Raw genomic sequence first — 15,043 nt, 5'->3', positions numbered from 1 at the left:
ACAAGGAGGTAAGTAGTCAGGAGCAACCTAATTATGGCCACCCTCGCACCGCACCAACCGGCTGAAATCGCACCCACTCACTGGACCGAAGGCAATCCTTCGCCCGACGAGTTGGCGCATATTCCGGGAGAGGGCGGTTGGCCGGTCGTCGGCAACACTTTCAAGATGCTGGCCGATCCGCACGGCTTCACGCGTCGCGCGGTGGAGAAGTATGGCCGTGTCTACAAGAACAAGGCTTTCGGTGGTTGGAATATCGCGCTGATCGGTGCGGACGCGAACGAGCTGGTGCTGTTCGACCGCCAGAAGCTATTCAGCAGCGAACAGGGTTGGGGGCCGATCCTCGACCAGCTTTTCCCGCGCGGGCTGATGCTGATGGATTTCGACCATCACCGCGTCGACCGCCGCGCGCTTTCCATCGCGTTCAAGCCCGGCCCCATGCGCCATTATTCCGGCAGCCTCAACCGCGGCATCGCGCAGCGGATGGAGGAATGGGGCGCAGGTAGCCTGCAGTTCTATCCTGCCATCAAGGAACTGACCCTCGACCTCGCGGCAGACAGTTTCATCGGCATCCCGTGGGGGCCGGAAGCCGACCGCATCAACGAGGCCTTCGTCTACATGGTGCAGGCCAGTGTCGCCCCGGTGCGCAAGCCGCTGCCCTTCACCCTCATGCGCAAGGGCGTGAAGGGCCGCGAATTCCTGGTCGACTATTTTACAAAGGAAACCCATCGCCGTCGCGCCGAAGGGGGCGGGCAGGACATGTTCAGCCAGTTCGCCACGGCGGAATATGAGGATGGTTCGCTCATGCCGGTGGACGAGGTTGTCGACCACATGAACTTCCTGATGATGGCCGCGCACGACACGATCACCTCCAGCGCGACTTCGCTTGTCTGGTTGCTGGCGAAGAACCCCGAATGGCAGGAAAAGCTGCGGCAGGAGATCGAAAGCGTGACCGGCGGGCTAGGCGCGTCGGGCAAGCCGCGCGATCTTGCCTACGAGGATCTCGGCAAGCTCGAACTCACCGAAATGGCGTTCAAGGAAGCGCTGCGCATGGTGCCGCCCGTGCCCTCGACCCCGCGGCGGGCGCTACGCTCGTTCGAATATGGCGGATACCGCATTCCGGCGGGCGCACATGTCGGGATCAATGCCCACTTCGTCCACCACGAGGAAGAGCACTGGGAAACGCCGCACGAATTCAACCCGATGCACTTTACGCCCGAAGCGGTGAAGGCGCGTCATAAATACGCCTGGATCCCCTTCGGCGGCGGTGCGCACATGTGCCTGGGCCTGCACTTTGCCTATATGCAGGTGAAGGTGCTGATGGCGCAGATGCTGCCGCGCTACCGTATCGAACTGGCCGGCGGCGATCCCGATTGGCAGGCTTGGCCGATCCCCAAGCCCAAGGACGGGCTGAAGGTGGTCCTGAAGAAGATTTGAAGGTTTCTGTGTCGCACCCGCCTCCGCGGGTGCGTCCTCGGCGCTGTTCCTCCGCTACGCTACGGGCGCCTGCGGGCGGGCGGTCGCCCTTGCGGCCCGCAAGAAGCGGGCCGGCTCTCCATCACGGAGCTACCACTAAAAATCTATCGCGATGCCGTCCTTGACCCAGTCGCCATAGCGGGTCGGGCTGAGGTCCTCGTCGACCTCGCCTTTCTCGGGCTTGGGCGGCGGTTCGCTGCTCCAGTGTTCGGGCTTCTCGAATTTCTCGGGCCGCTTGGTCGCGCGTTTGGTCATGCATATGAAATGCGCAGGCTGGCGCACGGTTTCAAGAGCGGGTAGGCGCTTCGCCCATGGCACAGCCCCCCGGAATTCATGCGCGCAAGGCCGCGCTTCGCCTGCTCGATGCAATCATGCGCCGCGGCGAGACGCTCGACACCGCCTTTGGCGCGGCCACGAAGGACGTGCGCAAGTTCGAGGATAAGGCCCTTGCGCGCGCCATCGCGAGCGAGGTTCTGCGTTGGATGGTCGATCTCGATGCGGCAATCGACAGCGCGACGAAGAGCAACCTGCCAGGCGATGCCAAGGCGCGCATGGTGCTGCGCATGATGCTGGCCCAGTGGCTGCGGCTGGACACGCCGCCGCACGCAGTGCTGGCGACGGGCTTGCCGCTGCTGGCCGGTGGGCCGCGCCGCTTGGCGCATGGCGTATTCTCGACGCTGACGAAACAGGAATTGACGCTGCCCGTAGCGCCGACGCTGCCGTCCGATGTGGCCCAGCGATGGGGAGACCGAGCAGGCCCGATCGCCATCGGCCTCGCCGAACCGCCCCCGCTCGACCTGACGCTGAAGGATGCGGGCAATACCGAGATCTTCAAGGCGAAGCTTGCCGCCGACAGCCTGATGCCCGGCCATTTGCGCCTGCCGCGCGGTGAGAATGTCGAGAAGCTGGCGGGCTTCGGCACTAAAGACGGTGGCGGGGCATGGTGGGTGCAGGACCTTGCCGCTTCTCTGCCTGCGCGCCTGCTGGGCGAAGGCGAAGGCCGTCACGTGCTCGACCTGTGCGCTGCGCCGGGCGGCAAGACCCTGCAGCTGGCAGCGCAAGGGTGGAAGGTCACCGCGCTCGATATTTCGAAGCGCCGTCTTGACCTCTTGAAGCAGAACCTGAAGCGCACCGGGCTGAAGGCCGGAGCCGTGCGCGCCGATGCGCTGGCGTGGGAGCCCAAGCACCAGTTCGACGCGATCCTGCTCGATGCTCCCTGCACGGCAACCGGCACCTGCCGCCGCCACCCTGACGTGCTCCACCGCATCGGCCAGCGCCAGATCGAGGAAATGGCCGAGCTTCAGTCCGCATTATTGGAGCGCGCCCAAGGCTGGCTGAAGCCCGGCGGCACGCTGGTCTACGCCGTTTGCTCGCTGGAGGGTGAGGAAGGCGAAGCGCAGGCCGAACGCGTGACTTTGCAACCGCACCCGATCACGCAGGAAGAGTTGCCCGAGGGCCTGTCACCCACCCCCGCAGGCTGGCTGCGCACCGATCCCGGAATGCTGCCGGACCACGGCTGCCTCGACGGCTTCTTCATCGCGCGCTGGCGGGTGCAGTAACGTTACTTGCCCGTCAGATTGAACGATTTCTGATAGATGAGCTTCACCGAAACGTCGTCGTCCTGATCCAGACCTTCGGCATCTTCCTTGCCGGATGCCCAATCTATGCGAAAACCAACGGCGGAAGTTTTGTCGGCATCCGTGAATGCAAGTACGGGAAGGGTCACCAGCCACGGCTGGTCCTTCAGCCTGTCTTTGTCATTCCAGCTCACTTTCGGTGATGCAATCAGGTTGACGCCGCCCCACTCTGGAAAGGCTGCTCTCATCTCCAGCGCGATCGTCTCCACGGTTTGCAGATCGGGTTCTTTCCCGTTGAACCTTGCGCAGTCATTGGTCGTGAATGGGGTATCCGCACTGATACCCGGACAGAAAAGCGGTCTTTGATAGGACGATGAGTAGCCGAGCGTTTTCGCGATCGAATATGAAGGTATGAGCGAAATTCCGAATTTCGAATCCGCGGGCGTGAGCCTGACAAAGGCGTAGGGGGATACCTCCGATACCCATTCGGACTGGCGCTGCAGGGCGCTCTCCTTGAACGCATCGTCAAACTTCCCGGCGAAGTTCGCAAGAAACAGATCAGGTAGCAGGTACTCGTGCGAAGAGCGGCCCAATTCGACGTTCACGCCCACACCCCACCTGGGTATTGGCTTCCTGCCAGAGAAATAAAGGGCAGTAACCTGGTTGGCGATGTCTTCGTTGACCAGCTTGCCTTTGTCGTCGCGCGCATAAACCCAATTGGTGAGCGACAAGCCCTGGCAATCGGTGGGGCTGGAATTGGAAGCGAGGCTGCGCGCTTTTTCGCAAGCTTTCACCGCGTCTGCTGACACTTTTTCGGCGCGGGCTTGCCACACCTTGCGCCGTTCTGATGAGTAGAAATTAGCAGATAAGGAGGCCGTCAAAGCTGCCTTACTGCCGATCTGATCGGCCGTGTCGAGGGATGTGTTCCGTTTGAACAGGGTGCCGTCGCCCGCCTTCAAACCCACGCTGGCACTGAAATAGCCCGCTTGTTGAACGAAAGGGTTCTCAGCCCCTTGGGAGCGTGCGCCGAACCGTCGAAAGTTCCAACTGTCTGAGAAGGATAACGATACCTCACCGCCGGATTCCGCGCCTTCCAAAAGCGCTGTGAGGCCTAGGGGTGTAAGGACACTCCCAGGTATCTTGACGTCCGCGCCGGGAAGCTCCCTTGGAATTACGGACTGGTTCGCTAATTCGGGCGCCAAGACTTGGCATGAGCCGACGTCCAGCCCGATTGCCGGATCAGCGACCATTGACCGGCAACCGTCCAGAATTTCGGGTTTGGTTTCGTCGGCCGCGCTTGCTGCAAGGTCTGTAACCACGGCTCCCTGATCTTGGGCTAATTGCGCATACCGGAAGCCGGCGGCACGAGCTGTCTTTACCTCTGCAGTAAGCGCATCCGCCTGTTGGGTGAGCTCTTTGACGAGCATATCTTCATACGCTCTTATGGCCGGATCCGAGGATGCATCCCGACGCACGATGGCCGCGGCCTTTCGCTTCTCGACATTCGTAAGAGTTTCAGAGCGCTTCGCAAAGTCCCTCAGGGTGGTCACCGCGTTGTCTACCGGCGCCTTTCCCTCTTCGATCACGATTTTCTCGGCGCTATCGTCCGGGAGATTGTCGATACGGGCCTGTAGCTGCATCTGAGCTTTCTCGAGCAGGGCCAGGCAAGACCACAATTCCGGGTTTTCCGAGGAACAGGGGTTAGAGCCCGGCACCTGTCCGGTATCCGCCATCGCGGCATTGCTCATCCCGAGCAAGAATGCTGCTCCAATAAAAACATCTCTATTTCGCATAATCGCCCCCTGATTATCCGAAATGACCCATACACTATTCCACCGAAATAATGAAGTCTGCAACATTTGGCGGGATGGAGCGAGAAATTCTTTTCCTAATCTGGCGAATTATGTCCTTTTGCGAACCTCGCCGGGAATCCTTCTACTCATCACGCTTCTGATCTTGGGAAAGGCGGACTATGGGTCCAAAGCTTCTCCCCCAGGACCGTGTTCCACCCGTTCCACTCTGTAGGGCAGGCAGGGGGCAATCCTACCTGCGTCCTACAGCGGGAATGAGGGGCTCAGGCTTCGGGCTTGAGGTACTTCTGGAAGCTCTTCCTCAGCTTCATCAGCTTGGGGGGGATGACCGCGAGGCAGTAGGGATTGCGCTGGCCTTCGCCGTCCCAATACTCCTGGTGGTAGTCTTCTGCCGGGTACCATTCGCCGGTCTCGATCGTGGTCACCGCGCTCTGGCCGGCGTGGTCCTCGTTCCAGCGCTGGATCGCCGCTTCGGCCTCTGCGCGCTGGTCGTCATCGAGGGGGAAGATGGCGCTGCGGTACTGGGTGCCGATGTCGCCGCCCTGGCGGTTGAGCTGGGTCGGATCGTGCGTGCCGAGGAAGACGTCGTAGAGATCAGCGAGCGCAAGCTGTTCGTCGTAGAAGGTGACGCGCACGCCTTCGGCATGGCCGGTCGTACCGGTGCAGACCTCCTTGTAGGTGGGGTTCGGCTTGTCGCCGCCGATGTATCCGCTCTCGACCTCGCTCACGCCGATCACGTCCTTCATCACCGCTTCGGTGCACCAGAAGCACCCGCCTGCGACAATCGCCTGTTGCTGCGCCATGTAGTCATTCTCCTTGTTGGACTGCGAGATAGGAAGCCTCTCCCCGCTTGTCATCCAGTGCGTGTGCAGGCAGGAGGCGCGGAACAGTTTCAAGGAGAGACATGATGCGTACACTGCTTGCCGCCGCTGCCGCCGCGACCACCCTGGCGATCGCAGCGCCTGCCATTGCCGACGGTCACGGCAAGGGAGAGCACATGGGTCATCACGCCGGCCACGATATGGCCGAGCATGTGAAAGACACCGCCACCTTCATGAAGCACCACGGCGAGGCCCTGTCGGGTGCCATCCAGCATCCCACCCGCGCCGAAGACAGCCAGCGCGACGCGTTCCGCCACCCAGCCGAAACGCTCGCGTTCTTCCACGTAGGCCCGCACATGAAGGTGGGCGAATACGCCCCCGGCGGCGGCTGGTATTCGCGCCTGCTCGGCCACTATCTCGGCGGCGAGGGCGAACTGGTCGGCCTCTATGCCAACCCGCTCAACGCAACCAGCGATGCTGAGCGACAGGACCGCATCCGTGCCGCAGTTGCCGGCTTCGGCGAGGAATTGGCGGGCTATACCGGGCTCGCCGCAGACAACTTCTCCGGCATGACGCTGGAGACGATCCCGGATGACCAGAAGGGCACGTTCGACCGGATCCTCGTCATCCGCAGCCTCCACGGCATCACCCGCGCCGGCATTGCCGATACCGAGATCCGCGCCATGCGCGAACTGCTCAAGGACGACGGCTATCTCGGCGTGGTCCAGCACCGCGCGAAAGCCGATGCACCCTGGTCCTATGCCAATGGCATTAAGGGGTACTTGCGCCAGCAGGACGTCGTCGATTTCATGCGCCTCAACGGCTTCGACCTCGTCGCTTCGAGCGAGATCAACGCCAACCCCATGGATAGTGCCGACCATGAAGGCGGCGTGTGGGAAATGCCGCCGGTCCAGAGCACCAAGCGCGCCGATCTCGCCGACAAGGGCGAAAGCGACCGCATGACGCTCCTGTTCAAGAAGCGTCCCTGAGGCCCGCCATGCGCCAGCTGACCGTCGCCGTCCTCCAGCTTGCCCTTGCCCGCAAGGACGAGAGCGAGAACGTGGCCGCCGTGGCCGCGCTCGTGGAGGAGGCGGCAGGCAAGGGCGCGCAGGTGATCCTGCCGCCCGAGCTGTTTGCGGGCGAGTACTTCTGCCGCGAAGAGGACGAAGCGCTGTTCGCCCGCGCGCGCCCGACGGCGGAGCATCCCTCGGTCCTCGCCATGCAGGAGCTGGCGGCAAAGCTGAAGGTGGCGATCCCGACCAGCTATTTCGAGCGTGACGGGCACCACTATTACAACACGCTGGCGATGATCGGGCCCGATGGCGTGATCATGGGGACCTATCGCAAGAGCCACATCCCCGATGGCCCGGGGTACGAGGAAAAGTACTACTTCCGGCCCGGGAACGACGGGTTCAAGGTTTGGGATGTGCCTTGCACTGGCGGAACTGCCCGGATCGGCGTCGGCATCTGCTGGGACCAGTGGTATCCCGAATGTGCCCGCGTCATGGCACTGAAGGGCGCCGAAGTCCTGCTCTATCCCACGGCAATCGGATCGGAACCTTACGATGCCGATCTCGACACCAGCCGCATGTGGCGGCGGGCCATGATCGGCCATGCCGTGTCGAACTGCATGCCCGTCGCAGCGGCGAACCGGATCGGCCACGAAGGGCCCGACGACCGCCAGCAAAGCTTTTACGGACACAGCTTTATCAGCGACGAATGGGGCGACCTGCTTGAGCAGTTCGGGAGCGACGAGGACGGGGTGCTGGTGGCCACGCTCGACCTCGATCGCGCCGCGACCCATCGTGCGGGAATGGGTTTCTTCCGCGACCGCAGGCCGCAGCTCTATTCCCGGATTTGCGAGGATATCTGACCTTGGGTGATGGGGGCATCGACCAGGGTCAGCTTGACCGACTGTTCACCTCCGCACTCGAAGCGGCGGTGGCCCGGATCGAGAAGGACGGCCATTTCTTCCCCTTGATGTTCGAGCTGAGGGCCAGCGGCGTCATCCACAATCTGGCCGTGCTCGACCTCGCGCCCATCGACGGGAAGGAGGGGGTGCAGGATCGCCTCGCCGCCCTGCTGCGTCCGAGGGCGGAAAGCGGGCTGATCCACGCGGCGGCCATCATCACGCACCGCGCCTCCGACAAGTCCTTCTGCGTCCAGGTGCGGGCGTCCAACTATAGCCAGGATATCGAGGTGCCGTTCAGCGTCGGTGTAGAAGGACTGATCAAGCGTCGGCGCAGGGTGACGCTTGGCGACTTCTCCGCAAAAGAAGCGGCCAATGCGATCTTCTGAAATGGAGGGCGGGGTGCACCGCTATCTGATTGCGCTCGGTTCGAACATGCGCGTGCCCGGGGTCGGTGGACCGCGGCGGGTTTTGGGAAAGGTCCGCTCCGACTTCGAGAGGCGCGGTCTCGTCGTTGAAGGCTTCTCGCCTCTCCTGCGCAGCCGGCCGATCGGTCCATCCCAGCGCGAATACGCCAACGGTGCGGCCATTGTGGCTTCGCAGGAAAGGCCTCGAGAGATGCTCGACCTCTTACAGGAAATCGAGCGCGAATACGGCCGTCGGCGCACCGGCGCGCCGTGGCGCCGGCGGCAGCTGGATCTCGACATCATCCTGTGGAGCGGCGGCGAATGGTCTTCGCCGGACCTCGCCATTCCCCATCCTCTGTTTCGCGGCCGCGGGTTCGTCCTCCAGCCAGCGGCGGCGATTGCGCCCGATTGGCGCGACCCGGTTACCGGTCTGACGGTGCGCCAGCTTGCGGCGCGCGCGTCTTAAAGGCGGTGGCGGGATTTCCCGAATAGACGGTCCACGCCTCGGCGTCGGCAAACAGAACGCCCCGGGCGGCGAGCACGGATCCCTCGGCCATGGAAACCCGGGGCCCCACGAAAGCCTCGGCTGCGACCCAGCAGGATGATCCGATGTCGATGGGGGCAAGGACCAGCTGGAAGTGCGGGTCGTCGATGTCGTGCGTGCCGGCGCAAAGGTGTGCCCGCTGCGAAATGATCGAGCCTTCACCGATCGTGATCCGGCCCTGATTGTAGATGATTGCCCCGGGGCCGATCAGGACCGATGACCCGCAGTGCAGGTTTCCCGGCCACCAGATCCGCGCACTCGCATGGACGCGGCAATTCGGTCCAAGCCTCGCCCCGAAACTCTTCAGCAGGAATGCGCGCCAGCCATGCAGCGGTGGCGGTGTCCAGCGCGCAAGCAACAGCCAGCAGACCGACCAGATTGCCCGCAGCACGCGCGAGCCGAGCGAGAAGGATGGTCCTCCGTCACGGCTTCGAGAGGTTCGGGCGTCGAGGGGTTCCAAGCTGCATTTGCTCCATTTGCTTGCCGTCTTGCGGCTAATTTCGCGCTCGGATTGATGACAGGTGAAACCATGCTTGACCACCCGCGATAGCATGCCTAGGTGGCCCTCGTGGTCGGGCCGTTAGCTCAGTCGGTAGAGCAACTGACTTTTAATCAGTAGGTCGCTGGTTCGAACCCAGCACGGCTCACCACCTTTTCCCTTACCTCCGGCAAACCTCTCCGAGGGCGCGGACAATGGCCCCGAGGGAATGTCCTTGAGCCAGCCCGGCCGATGGGCTTTGCCTTCCGGCCGCACGCTCTTAAAAGACCTGCATGAAACGTTCGCGGATCTTGCAGGCTGGGGCAGAGGCGCTCGCCGTTGGCGGCATCGCCGATCTCGACCTCAACCAGATCGCTGCAACGGTCGACCTCAAGCCTTCGAGCCTGAGGTATTACTTCAAGAACCGCGAGGCGCTGGCCGAGGCGATATACCTAGAACGGCTGGAGGAAGTCGGCGAGGGTTTCGACAGGGTGCGCGACAGCCGCACCCTCCAGCAAGCCGTAGAAGCCCTGTGCCGGATAGAGATCGATCACTGGGCGCAGGAGAACGAGGGGCAATCGAGCCGGAAACCGCAGTTCGGTGAGGTCCGGACGCTCAGCAAGGAGCGGCGCTCGCGTGTCGGAGCGCGGTTCGAACAAGTGCTGCGCCAGGCAAGCGAATTATTTGCAAGCCACGATGTCGAAATCCCCGACGAGATGCCGTTCCTCCCGGCGCAGATACTTCTTGAGAACCTGTTCTGGATTCCTGCGTGGATCGATCACTTCAGCGAGTGGGAATTTCCGAAAGCGGCGAGCGATCTCGCGCGAGTGCTGTGTGACGGTATCGCGCAGGAGGGTGCATCATTCGAATGGGAGAGGATAGAAGACGCGGAATCCGATCCCGGATCGGACATCGGCAGGGTCGACGGTTTCCTGCGGACCGCGACCCAACTCGTGTGCGAACGTGGCTACAGAGGCACTTCGATCGACGAGATCGCGGCCCGGCTAGGCCTGACCAAGGGCAGCTTCTACCATCACAATTCGGAAAAAATCGCGCTCGTCCAGCAGTGCTTCGAAGAAAGCTACGCGAGGGTCAGCCAGCTGCAGCGCGAGGCCAGCGTGCGCTTTTGCGAACCGCTCGACAGGATAGCGACGGTCGTCGGTTCGATCATTTCCATCCAGATGCGGCAGCAGATGCCCATAATCCGGTCCTCGGCCTTGCCCGGCCTTCCGCGTGATCTTCGAATGTCCATCATTGGCAAGGCCGCCCCCTTGGACAGGTGGTTTGTGGCCGAACTGGTTGCGGCGCACAGGCGTGGGCAGGCAACCGATGTCGATCCCTTTATCGCCGCGCAATATCTCTCGGTCGGCGCCAACTCGTCCTATGATCTTGCGCGCCTGTATCGCTGCGAGCCGAACGAGCGGAACATCACCCTTGTCATGGAGCGCCTGTTCAGGGGTTTCGCAATTTAAGTACGGTGGCGTTTTGGCAACGCTCCTTGTCGGCCCTGCTTCTAGGCGATAAATTCTGCTTGTTTTTTGATTTTCACACCCGCAGTATGCTGATGCCGGGGAGAGGCAAATAACAGAAATCGGTTCGGCCGGCGAGAGGACGCCTGCCGATCCCTCGCTCTCCCTTGCGTGGTCAATTTTGCCCGGGGAGAGAATATGAGAAATCGACTGAATGCGACGATCGGCCGGACCGCACTTTGCGTTGGGCTGCTTGCATGTCCTGGCGTCGCCTTCGCTCAGGCCGAAGCGGAGCAGGCAGGCGCTGAAGAGCCGGCAACGAATACGATCGTCGTCACGGGCTCCCTTATCCGCGGCACACCCGAAGATGCCGCGCTGCCGGTCGATGTTTTCACTGCCGATGATCTCCGCAAGCAGGGGGTCGACAGCCCGCTCGAGTTCATCAAAGATCTCCCGTCGGTAGGCGCCGTTCTCGGCGACTCCAACCAGTTCAGCACCGATGCGCAGGGCTTCCAGGGCGTCGGTTCGATCAACCTTCGCGGACTTGGTGCGACGCGCACGCTGGTTCTCATGAATGGCAAGCGCACCATCCTTACGCCGGGTGCGGGCTTCGTGGATACGCAGCTTATTCCGCTCTTCGCGCTCGAACGCGTTGAAATCCTGAAGGACGGTGCCGGTTCGACCTATGGTTCGGACGCCATCGCAGGGGTGGCCAACTTCATCACGCGCAGCAGGTTCACAGGCGTCGAACTTCAGGGCGACTACAATTTCGTAGATGGCTCGGATGGCAATTACAGCATGAGCGCGCTCGCCGGCTTCGAGCTCGGCGATGCCAATCTCGTTGTTGGCGCCGGCTGGCAGCATCGCTCCGAACTTGCCACCACCGCACGCGATTACATCAATGTCGGATACGCTACCAACCCGTCGGCCTATTCCGCGCTTTCGACACCCGGCCTGGTTGCGGTTTCTTATTTCGACACCGCTACGGGTAACGTCGATACGCAAGTTCGGCCTGACCGGGGATGTAACGACCTCGGCGGCTTCCAGGATGGCGCGCTTTGCCGTTTCACCTATGTCCCGTTCGACAACCTTGTCGAGGACGAAGACCGCTATCAGGTCTTTGCCCAGTTCACGGCACAGCTGAGCGATACGGTAACTTTCCAGACCGATGCTCTGTGGGCGAAAAGCGATCTTGAATCGCTCAATTACTCGCCAGCCTTTCCTCCTACCCAGGGGCCTAACGGTTCGGGGTTCCAGTCGGCGTTCACCACATCGCCATCGAACCCCGGGGTTTCGGCCTTTCTCGATCAGGTCGGTCTCCCACAATCCTCTCCGACCAACCCGATCGTGAGGGTGACGAACGTGCTGTTCCGCCCGTTCGGCTACCTGGGTAACCCGCTCGACCCCGATCGCGGCGCAGGCACCGGCGGCGCCAAGAACGAAGCGTGGCGCATTACCGGCGGCTTCGATTTCGAGCTCGGCAACGACCTGGTCTTCGAGATCGACGGGACGTTCTGGGAATCCAAGCGCGAGGCATTCGCGCCCGGCATCATCGGCTCGCGCCTCCAGGCAGCCCTCAACGGTTTCGGCGGGGCAAACTGCACCGGCACGACACCGGGGGCGAACGGCTGCGTATACTTCAACCCGTTCGTGAACGCCGGCCCCGGAAATCCGACACTGGACATCAGCAACCCGTTCTATGTGCCCGGCGCTGAAAACTCCGAAGATCTGGTCCGTTGGCTGCAAGTGCGCAACGGCACGGTCGAAGAGGAAATCCAGGTCGTCTTCGATGCGGTCCTTTCCGGACCCACGGGTGTCGAACTTGGCGGTGGACCGCTGGCGTTCGCGGTAGGTGCGCAGTATCGTAAGAACGACTATCGCACCGACCCGATCAATGACGAGTCCAATCTCGACATCAATCCCTGCTTCATCGAAGGCGACCAGAGCTGTGTCGGCACGACGACCGAAGGCGTTGGCCCGTTCATCTTCCTCGGCGGCTTCCGTCCGGCACGTCTTTCGCAGGACGTCTATGCGCTTTTCGCAGAGGTCAACGCACCGGTTACGGATCGCCTCGAACTGGCAGGCGCGATCCGCTTCGAGGATTACGGCAGCCCGATCGGCTCGACGATCAACCCGAAGGGCTCCATCCGCTTCGAAGCCACCGACTGGCTGACACTGCGTGGTTCGCTCGGCACCACTTTCCGTGGACCGCTGGCGGTCAACGTCGCTCCGAACTCGGTCACCCAGCTGCAAGGCTTCACTGCGGCGGGCGGCAACTACAAGTCGCTCGACGTGTTCGGCAACCCGACCGACCTGGGTCCGGAAACGGCACTGACCTACAACGCAGGCGTCATCTTCAACGTGCCGCTCGGTGCGGCGAACATGACGTTCAGTGCCGACTACTGGGCGATCAACCTGAAGGACCGGATCACCACCACTCCCGGTGATGCCATCGCGAGCCTGGTGGCCAATGGCCAGACCACCGGCAACGATCCGGTCGACTGCTCCAGCCCACTCGCCGGCCTGATCACATTCAGCAACAATGTCTGTGTACAGGGCACGACGACCGGTCTCGACATCAGCCGCGTTCGCACCGACTTCGTGAACGGTCCGGACGTCGATATCTCCGGTCTCGACTTCGCTCTAAATGTCGATGTGCCGTTCGGCGAGGCAATGTTCTCCTTCGGCGGCAATGCGGTCTACAATCTGGGCTACGAATTCGACGATTTCGAAGTCCAGGGCATCGTGGTCCAGGAATCCTACGATGCGGTCGGTTTCGGAAACTACTTCCGCGACCCGAATACCGTGCCGGAATGGCGTGCGAACGGATATGCGAACCTGAATTGGGACATGCTCAACGTTCGCTACTCCGTTACCCACATCGACGGGGTGTTCGACGATCGCTGCATCAATCGCGATCCTTGCTTCCAGACTTCGCAGGGCCCGACCGACTTCGGTATCGAAAGCGGTTCGTACACGCAGCATGATATCGCCGTAACGCTGCAACTCGACCTGGCAGGTGCCGAAGTCGAACTGCAGGGCGCGATCGAGAACTTTACCGATGCGGAGCCTGCCGAAGCGCAGCTGCCGCTGGGCTACAACCCGTTCATCGGTAACGCGATCGGTCGCAATTACCGGATCGGGCTCCGCACCCGCTTCTAAGCCGTGCTTCAAGGGCGGGGCGGGCCAAGGTCCGTCCCGCCCTGATTTTTTTCAGGACATTTGATGACTACAGCACAAGCTCCCGCCCAAGGCGTGGACACCGTGAGCCCGCGTGCGCGGCGGGTCACGCTTATCCTCCTGACCGTCACCTATTTCTTCAGCTACATGGACCGGCAGATTCTCGCCATCCTGCTGGAGGATATCAAGGCGGACCTGCTGCTGAACGATACCCAGCTGGGCCTGCTGTCCGGCCTGGCCTTCGCCTTGTTCTATGCCACCCTCGGCATCCCGGTCGCAGCGCTTGCGGACCGGATGAACCGGGTCAACATCATCTCCATCGCGCTGGCCTTGTGGAGCGGCATGACCGCCGCCTGCGGCCTGGCGCAGAACTTCGTGCACCTGCTGCTCGCGCGCATCGGCGTGGGGATCGGCGAGGCGGGCTCTTCCCCGCCCAGCCACTCGATTATCGCAGACCTCTATCCGGCGGAAAAGCGCGCACTCGCCCTGTCGATCTATTCCCTGGGCGTGACCTTGGGAGCTGCTGCCGGCCAGATATTCGGCGGCAACCTGACGTACTTCTTCGACTGGCGTGTCGCCTTCATCGCCATCGGCTTGCCCGGCGTTATCCTTGCCGTCATCGTCAAGCTCTTTGCGACCGAACCGATGCGCCGCGCCGAGCCGGGTGCTGTCGAGGAGACGCAAACCCCCTCAATCGGAGCAGGCTTCCGGTCGATCTTCGGCAATCCAGCTGCCGTCTGGCTGGTCGCAGGCGTCACGATAACCTCGATGATTGGCTATGCGCTCACCGGCTGGACCCCGGCCTACCTGATCCGGTCGTTCGGTCTCAATACGCTTCAGGTCGGCAATATCGTTGCGCCCTTGCTCGCGATCGCAGGAGTTGCGAGCGGCCTTGGCAGCGGCTGGCTCGCCAATCGACTGTCGGAGAAATACGGGCTGAAGGCACAGCCGCTGATGGTCGCCGCTCTCAAGACCATCGCCCTGCCGTTCCTGATCTGGTTCTACGTTGCCGACAGCGCCCCGCTTGCGGTCGGCGTCTACTTCATCGCTGTCCTGTTCCAGTCCTGCTATCTCGGCCCGACATTCGCGCTGATCCAGACGCTCGCACCGCTGCGCATGCGTGCCGTCTGGGCTGCGATCACGCTTCTCGTCATCAACCTCATCGGGCTTGGCCTGGGACCGACCATGGTGGGCGTCCTCTCGGATTATTTCGCTCCCGAATACGGTCAGGAATCGCTGCGCCAGGCGCTGTTCGTCATCGCTTGCGCGACCCCGGTTGCCATCTTCTGCTACTGGCGCGCCGCCAAATGCCTGGAGAAGCAGTTACCGCATCGGCCCGCGGCGGAGGCTGGAGCCACTAGCGCCTGATTGTTG

Annotated in this window: 13 protein-coding genes and 1 tRNA gene; 10 read left to right on the top strand and 4 right to left on the bottom strand. The window is 62.2% G+C overall.

The window, feature by feature from the left end; translation table 11 throughout:
- Positions 1-33 precede the first annotated feature (33 nt).
- Positions 34-1,434, top strand: coding sequence for a cytochrome P450 (locus LCM24_RS04185; protein WP_224802872.1), 1,401 nt, complete (start codon positions 34-36; stop codon positions 1,432-1,434).
- Between the two features lie 135 nt (positions 1,435-1,569).
- On the opposite strand, the gene LCM24_RS04180 is transcribed toward LCM24_RS04185, so the two are convergent.
- Positions 1,570-1,728: a DUF1674 domain-containing protein gene (locus LCM24_RS04180; RefSeq protein ID WP_224802871.1), complete on the bottom strand. Its 159-nt coding sequence runs from the start codon at positions 1,726-1,728 to the stop codon at positions 1,570-1,572.
- A gap of 56 nt (positions 1,729-1,784) precedes the next feature.
- On the opposite strand from LCM24_RS04180, the gene LCM24_RS04175 reads away from it, so the two are divergent.
- The gene (locus LCM24_RS04175) at positions 1,785-3,032 is read left to right on the top strand and encodes an RsmB/NOP family class I SAM-dependent RNA methyltransferase (protein WP_224802870.1); all 1,248 of its coding nucleotides are present in this window, start codon (positions 1,785-1,787) and stop codon (positions 3,030-3,032) included.
- Between the two features lie 2 nt (positions 3,033-3,034).
- On the opposite strand, the gene LCM24_RS04170 is transcribed toward LCM24_RS04175, so the two are convergent.
- Positions 3,035-4,843, bottom strand: a complete 1,809-nt coding sequence (locus LCM24_RS04170) for a hypothetical protein (RefSeq protein ID WP_224802869.1) — start codon at positions 4,841-4,843, stop codon at positions 3,035-3,037.
- Positions 4,844-5,124: 281 nt separating this feature from the next.
- Complete coding sequence (gene msrA / locus LCM24_RS04165) at positions 5,125-5,664, bottom strand: peptide-methionine (S)-S-oxide reductase MsrA (protein WP_224802868.1); 540 nt, start codon at positions 5,662-5,664, stop codon at positions 5,125-5,127.
- A 101-nt stretch (positions 5,665-5,765) separates the two neighbouring features.
- Between msrA and LCM24_RS04160 the strand changes: the two genes are divergently transcribed.
- From LCM24_RS04160 to folK, 4 genes are read left to right on the top strand one after another with little or no spacing between them, the layout of a single operon-like run.
- Positions 5,766-6,671 (top strand): class I SAM-dependent methyltransferase, encoded by a 906-nt coding sequence (locus LCM24_RS04160; protein WP_224802867.1) that lies wholly within the window; start codon positions 5,766-5,768, stop codon positions 6,669-6,671.
- An 8-nt stretch (positions 6,672-6,679) separates the two neighbouring features.
- Complete coding sequence (gene aguB / locus LCM24_RS04155) at positions 6,680-7,555, top strand: N-carbamoylputrescine amidase (protein ID WP_224802866.1); 876 nt, start codon at positions 6,680-6,682, stop codon at positions 7,553-7,555.
- 2 nt (positions 7,556-7,557) lie between these two features.
- Positions 7,558-7,980 carry a hypothetical protein gene (locus LCM24_RS04150; RefSeq protein ID WP_224802865.1) on the top strand — a complete coding sequence of 141 codons (423 nt, stop codon included), beginning with the start codon at positions 7,558-7,560 and terminating at the stop codon, positions 7,978-7,980.
- Positions 7,967-8,464 (top strand): 2-amino-4-hydroxy-6-hydroxymethyldihydropteridine diphosphokinase, encoded by a 498-nt coding sequence (folK, locus tag LCM24_RS04145; RefSeq protein ID WP_224802864.1) that lies wholly within the window; start codon positions 7,967-7,969, stop codon positions 8,462-8,464. Before LCM24_RS04150 ends, folK begins: the two co-directional genes overlap by 14 nt.
- Here folK and LCM24_RS04140 read toward each other — a convergent pair.
- On the bottom strand, positions 8,421-9,002 hold the full coding sequence (locus LCM24_RS04140) for a putative colanic acid biosynthesis acetyltransferase (protein ID WP_224802863.1): 582 nt from the start codon (positions 9,000-9,002) through the stop codon (positions 8,421-8,423). The genes folK and LCM24_RS04140 overlap by 44 nt on opposite strands.
- A gap of 114 nt (positions 9,003-9,116) precedes the next feature.
- Here LCM24_RS04140 and LCM24_RS04135 point away from each other — a divergent pair.
- The 4 genes from LCM24_RS04135 (at position 9,117) to LCM24_RS04120 (ending at position 15,037) form a co-directional block, all read left to right on the top strand.
- Positions 9,117-9,192: transfer RNA gene (locus tag LCM24_RS04135), tRNA-Lys, on the top strand.
- Between the two features lie 121 nt (positions 9,193-9,313).
- Positions 9,314-10,492, top strand: coding sequence for a TetR/AcrR family transcriptional regulator (locus LCM24_RS04130; protein WP_224802862.1), 1,179 nt, complete (start codon positions 9,314-9,316; stop codon positions 10,490-10,492).
- 195 nt (positions 10,493-10,687) lie between these two features.
- Positions 10,688-13,651 (top strand): TonB-dependent receptor domain-containing protein, encoded by a 2,964-nt coding sequence (locus LCM24_RS04125; protein WP_224802861.1) that lies wholly within the window; start codon positions 10,688-10,690, stop codon positions 13,649-13,651.
- Positions 13,652-13,714: 63 nt separating this feature from the next.
- Positions 13,715-15,037 (top strand): spinster family MFS transporter, encoded by a 1,323-nt coding sequence (locus tag LCM24_RS04120; RefSeq protein ID WP_224802860.1) that lies wholly within the window; start codon positions 13,715-13,717, stop codon positions 15,035-15,037.
- The last annotated feature ends 6 nt before the right edge of the window (positions 15,038-15,043 follow it).

The organism is Qipengyuania aquimaris (assembly GCF_020171965.1).
Lineage (GTDB): Bacteria > Pseudomonadota > Alphaproteobacteria > Sphingomonadales > Sphingomonadaceae > Qipengyuania > Qipengyuania aquimaris_A.
This window is presented reverse-complemented; position numbering and strand designations above follow the sequence as displayed.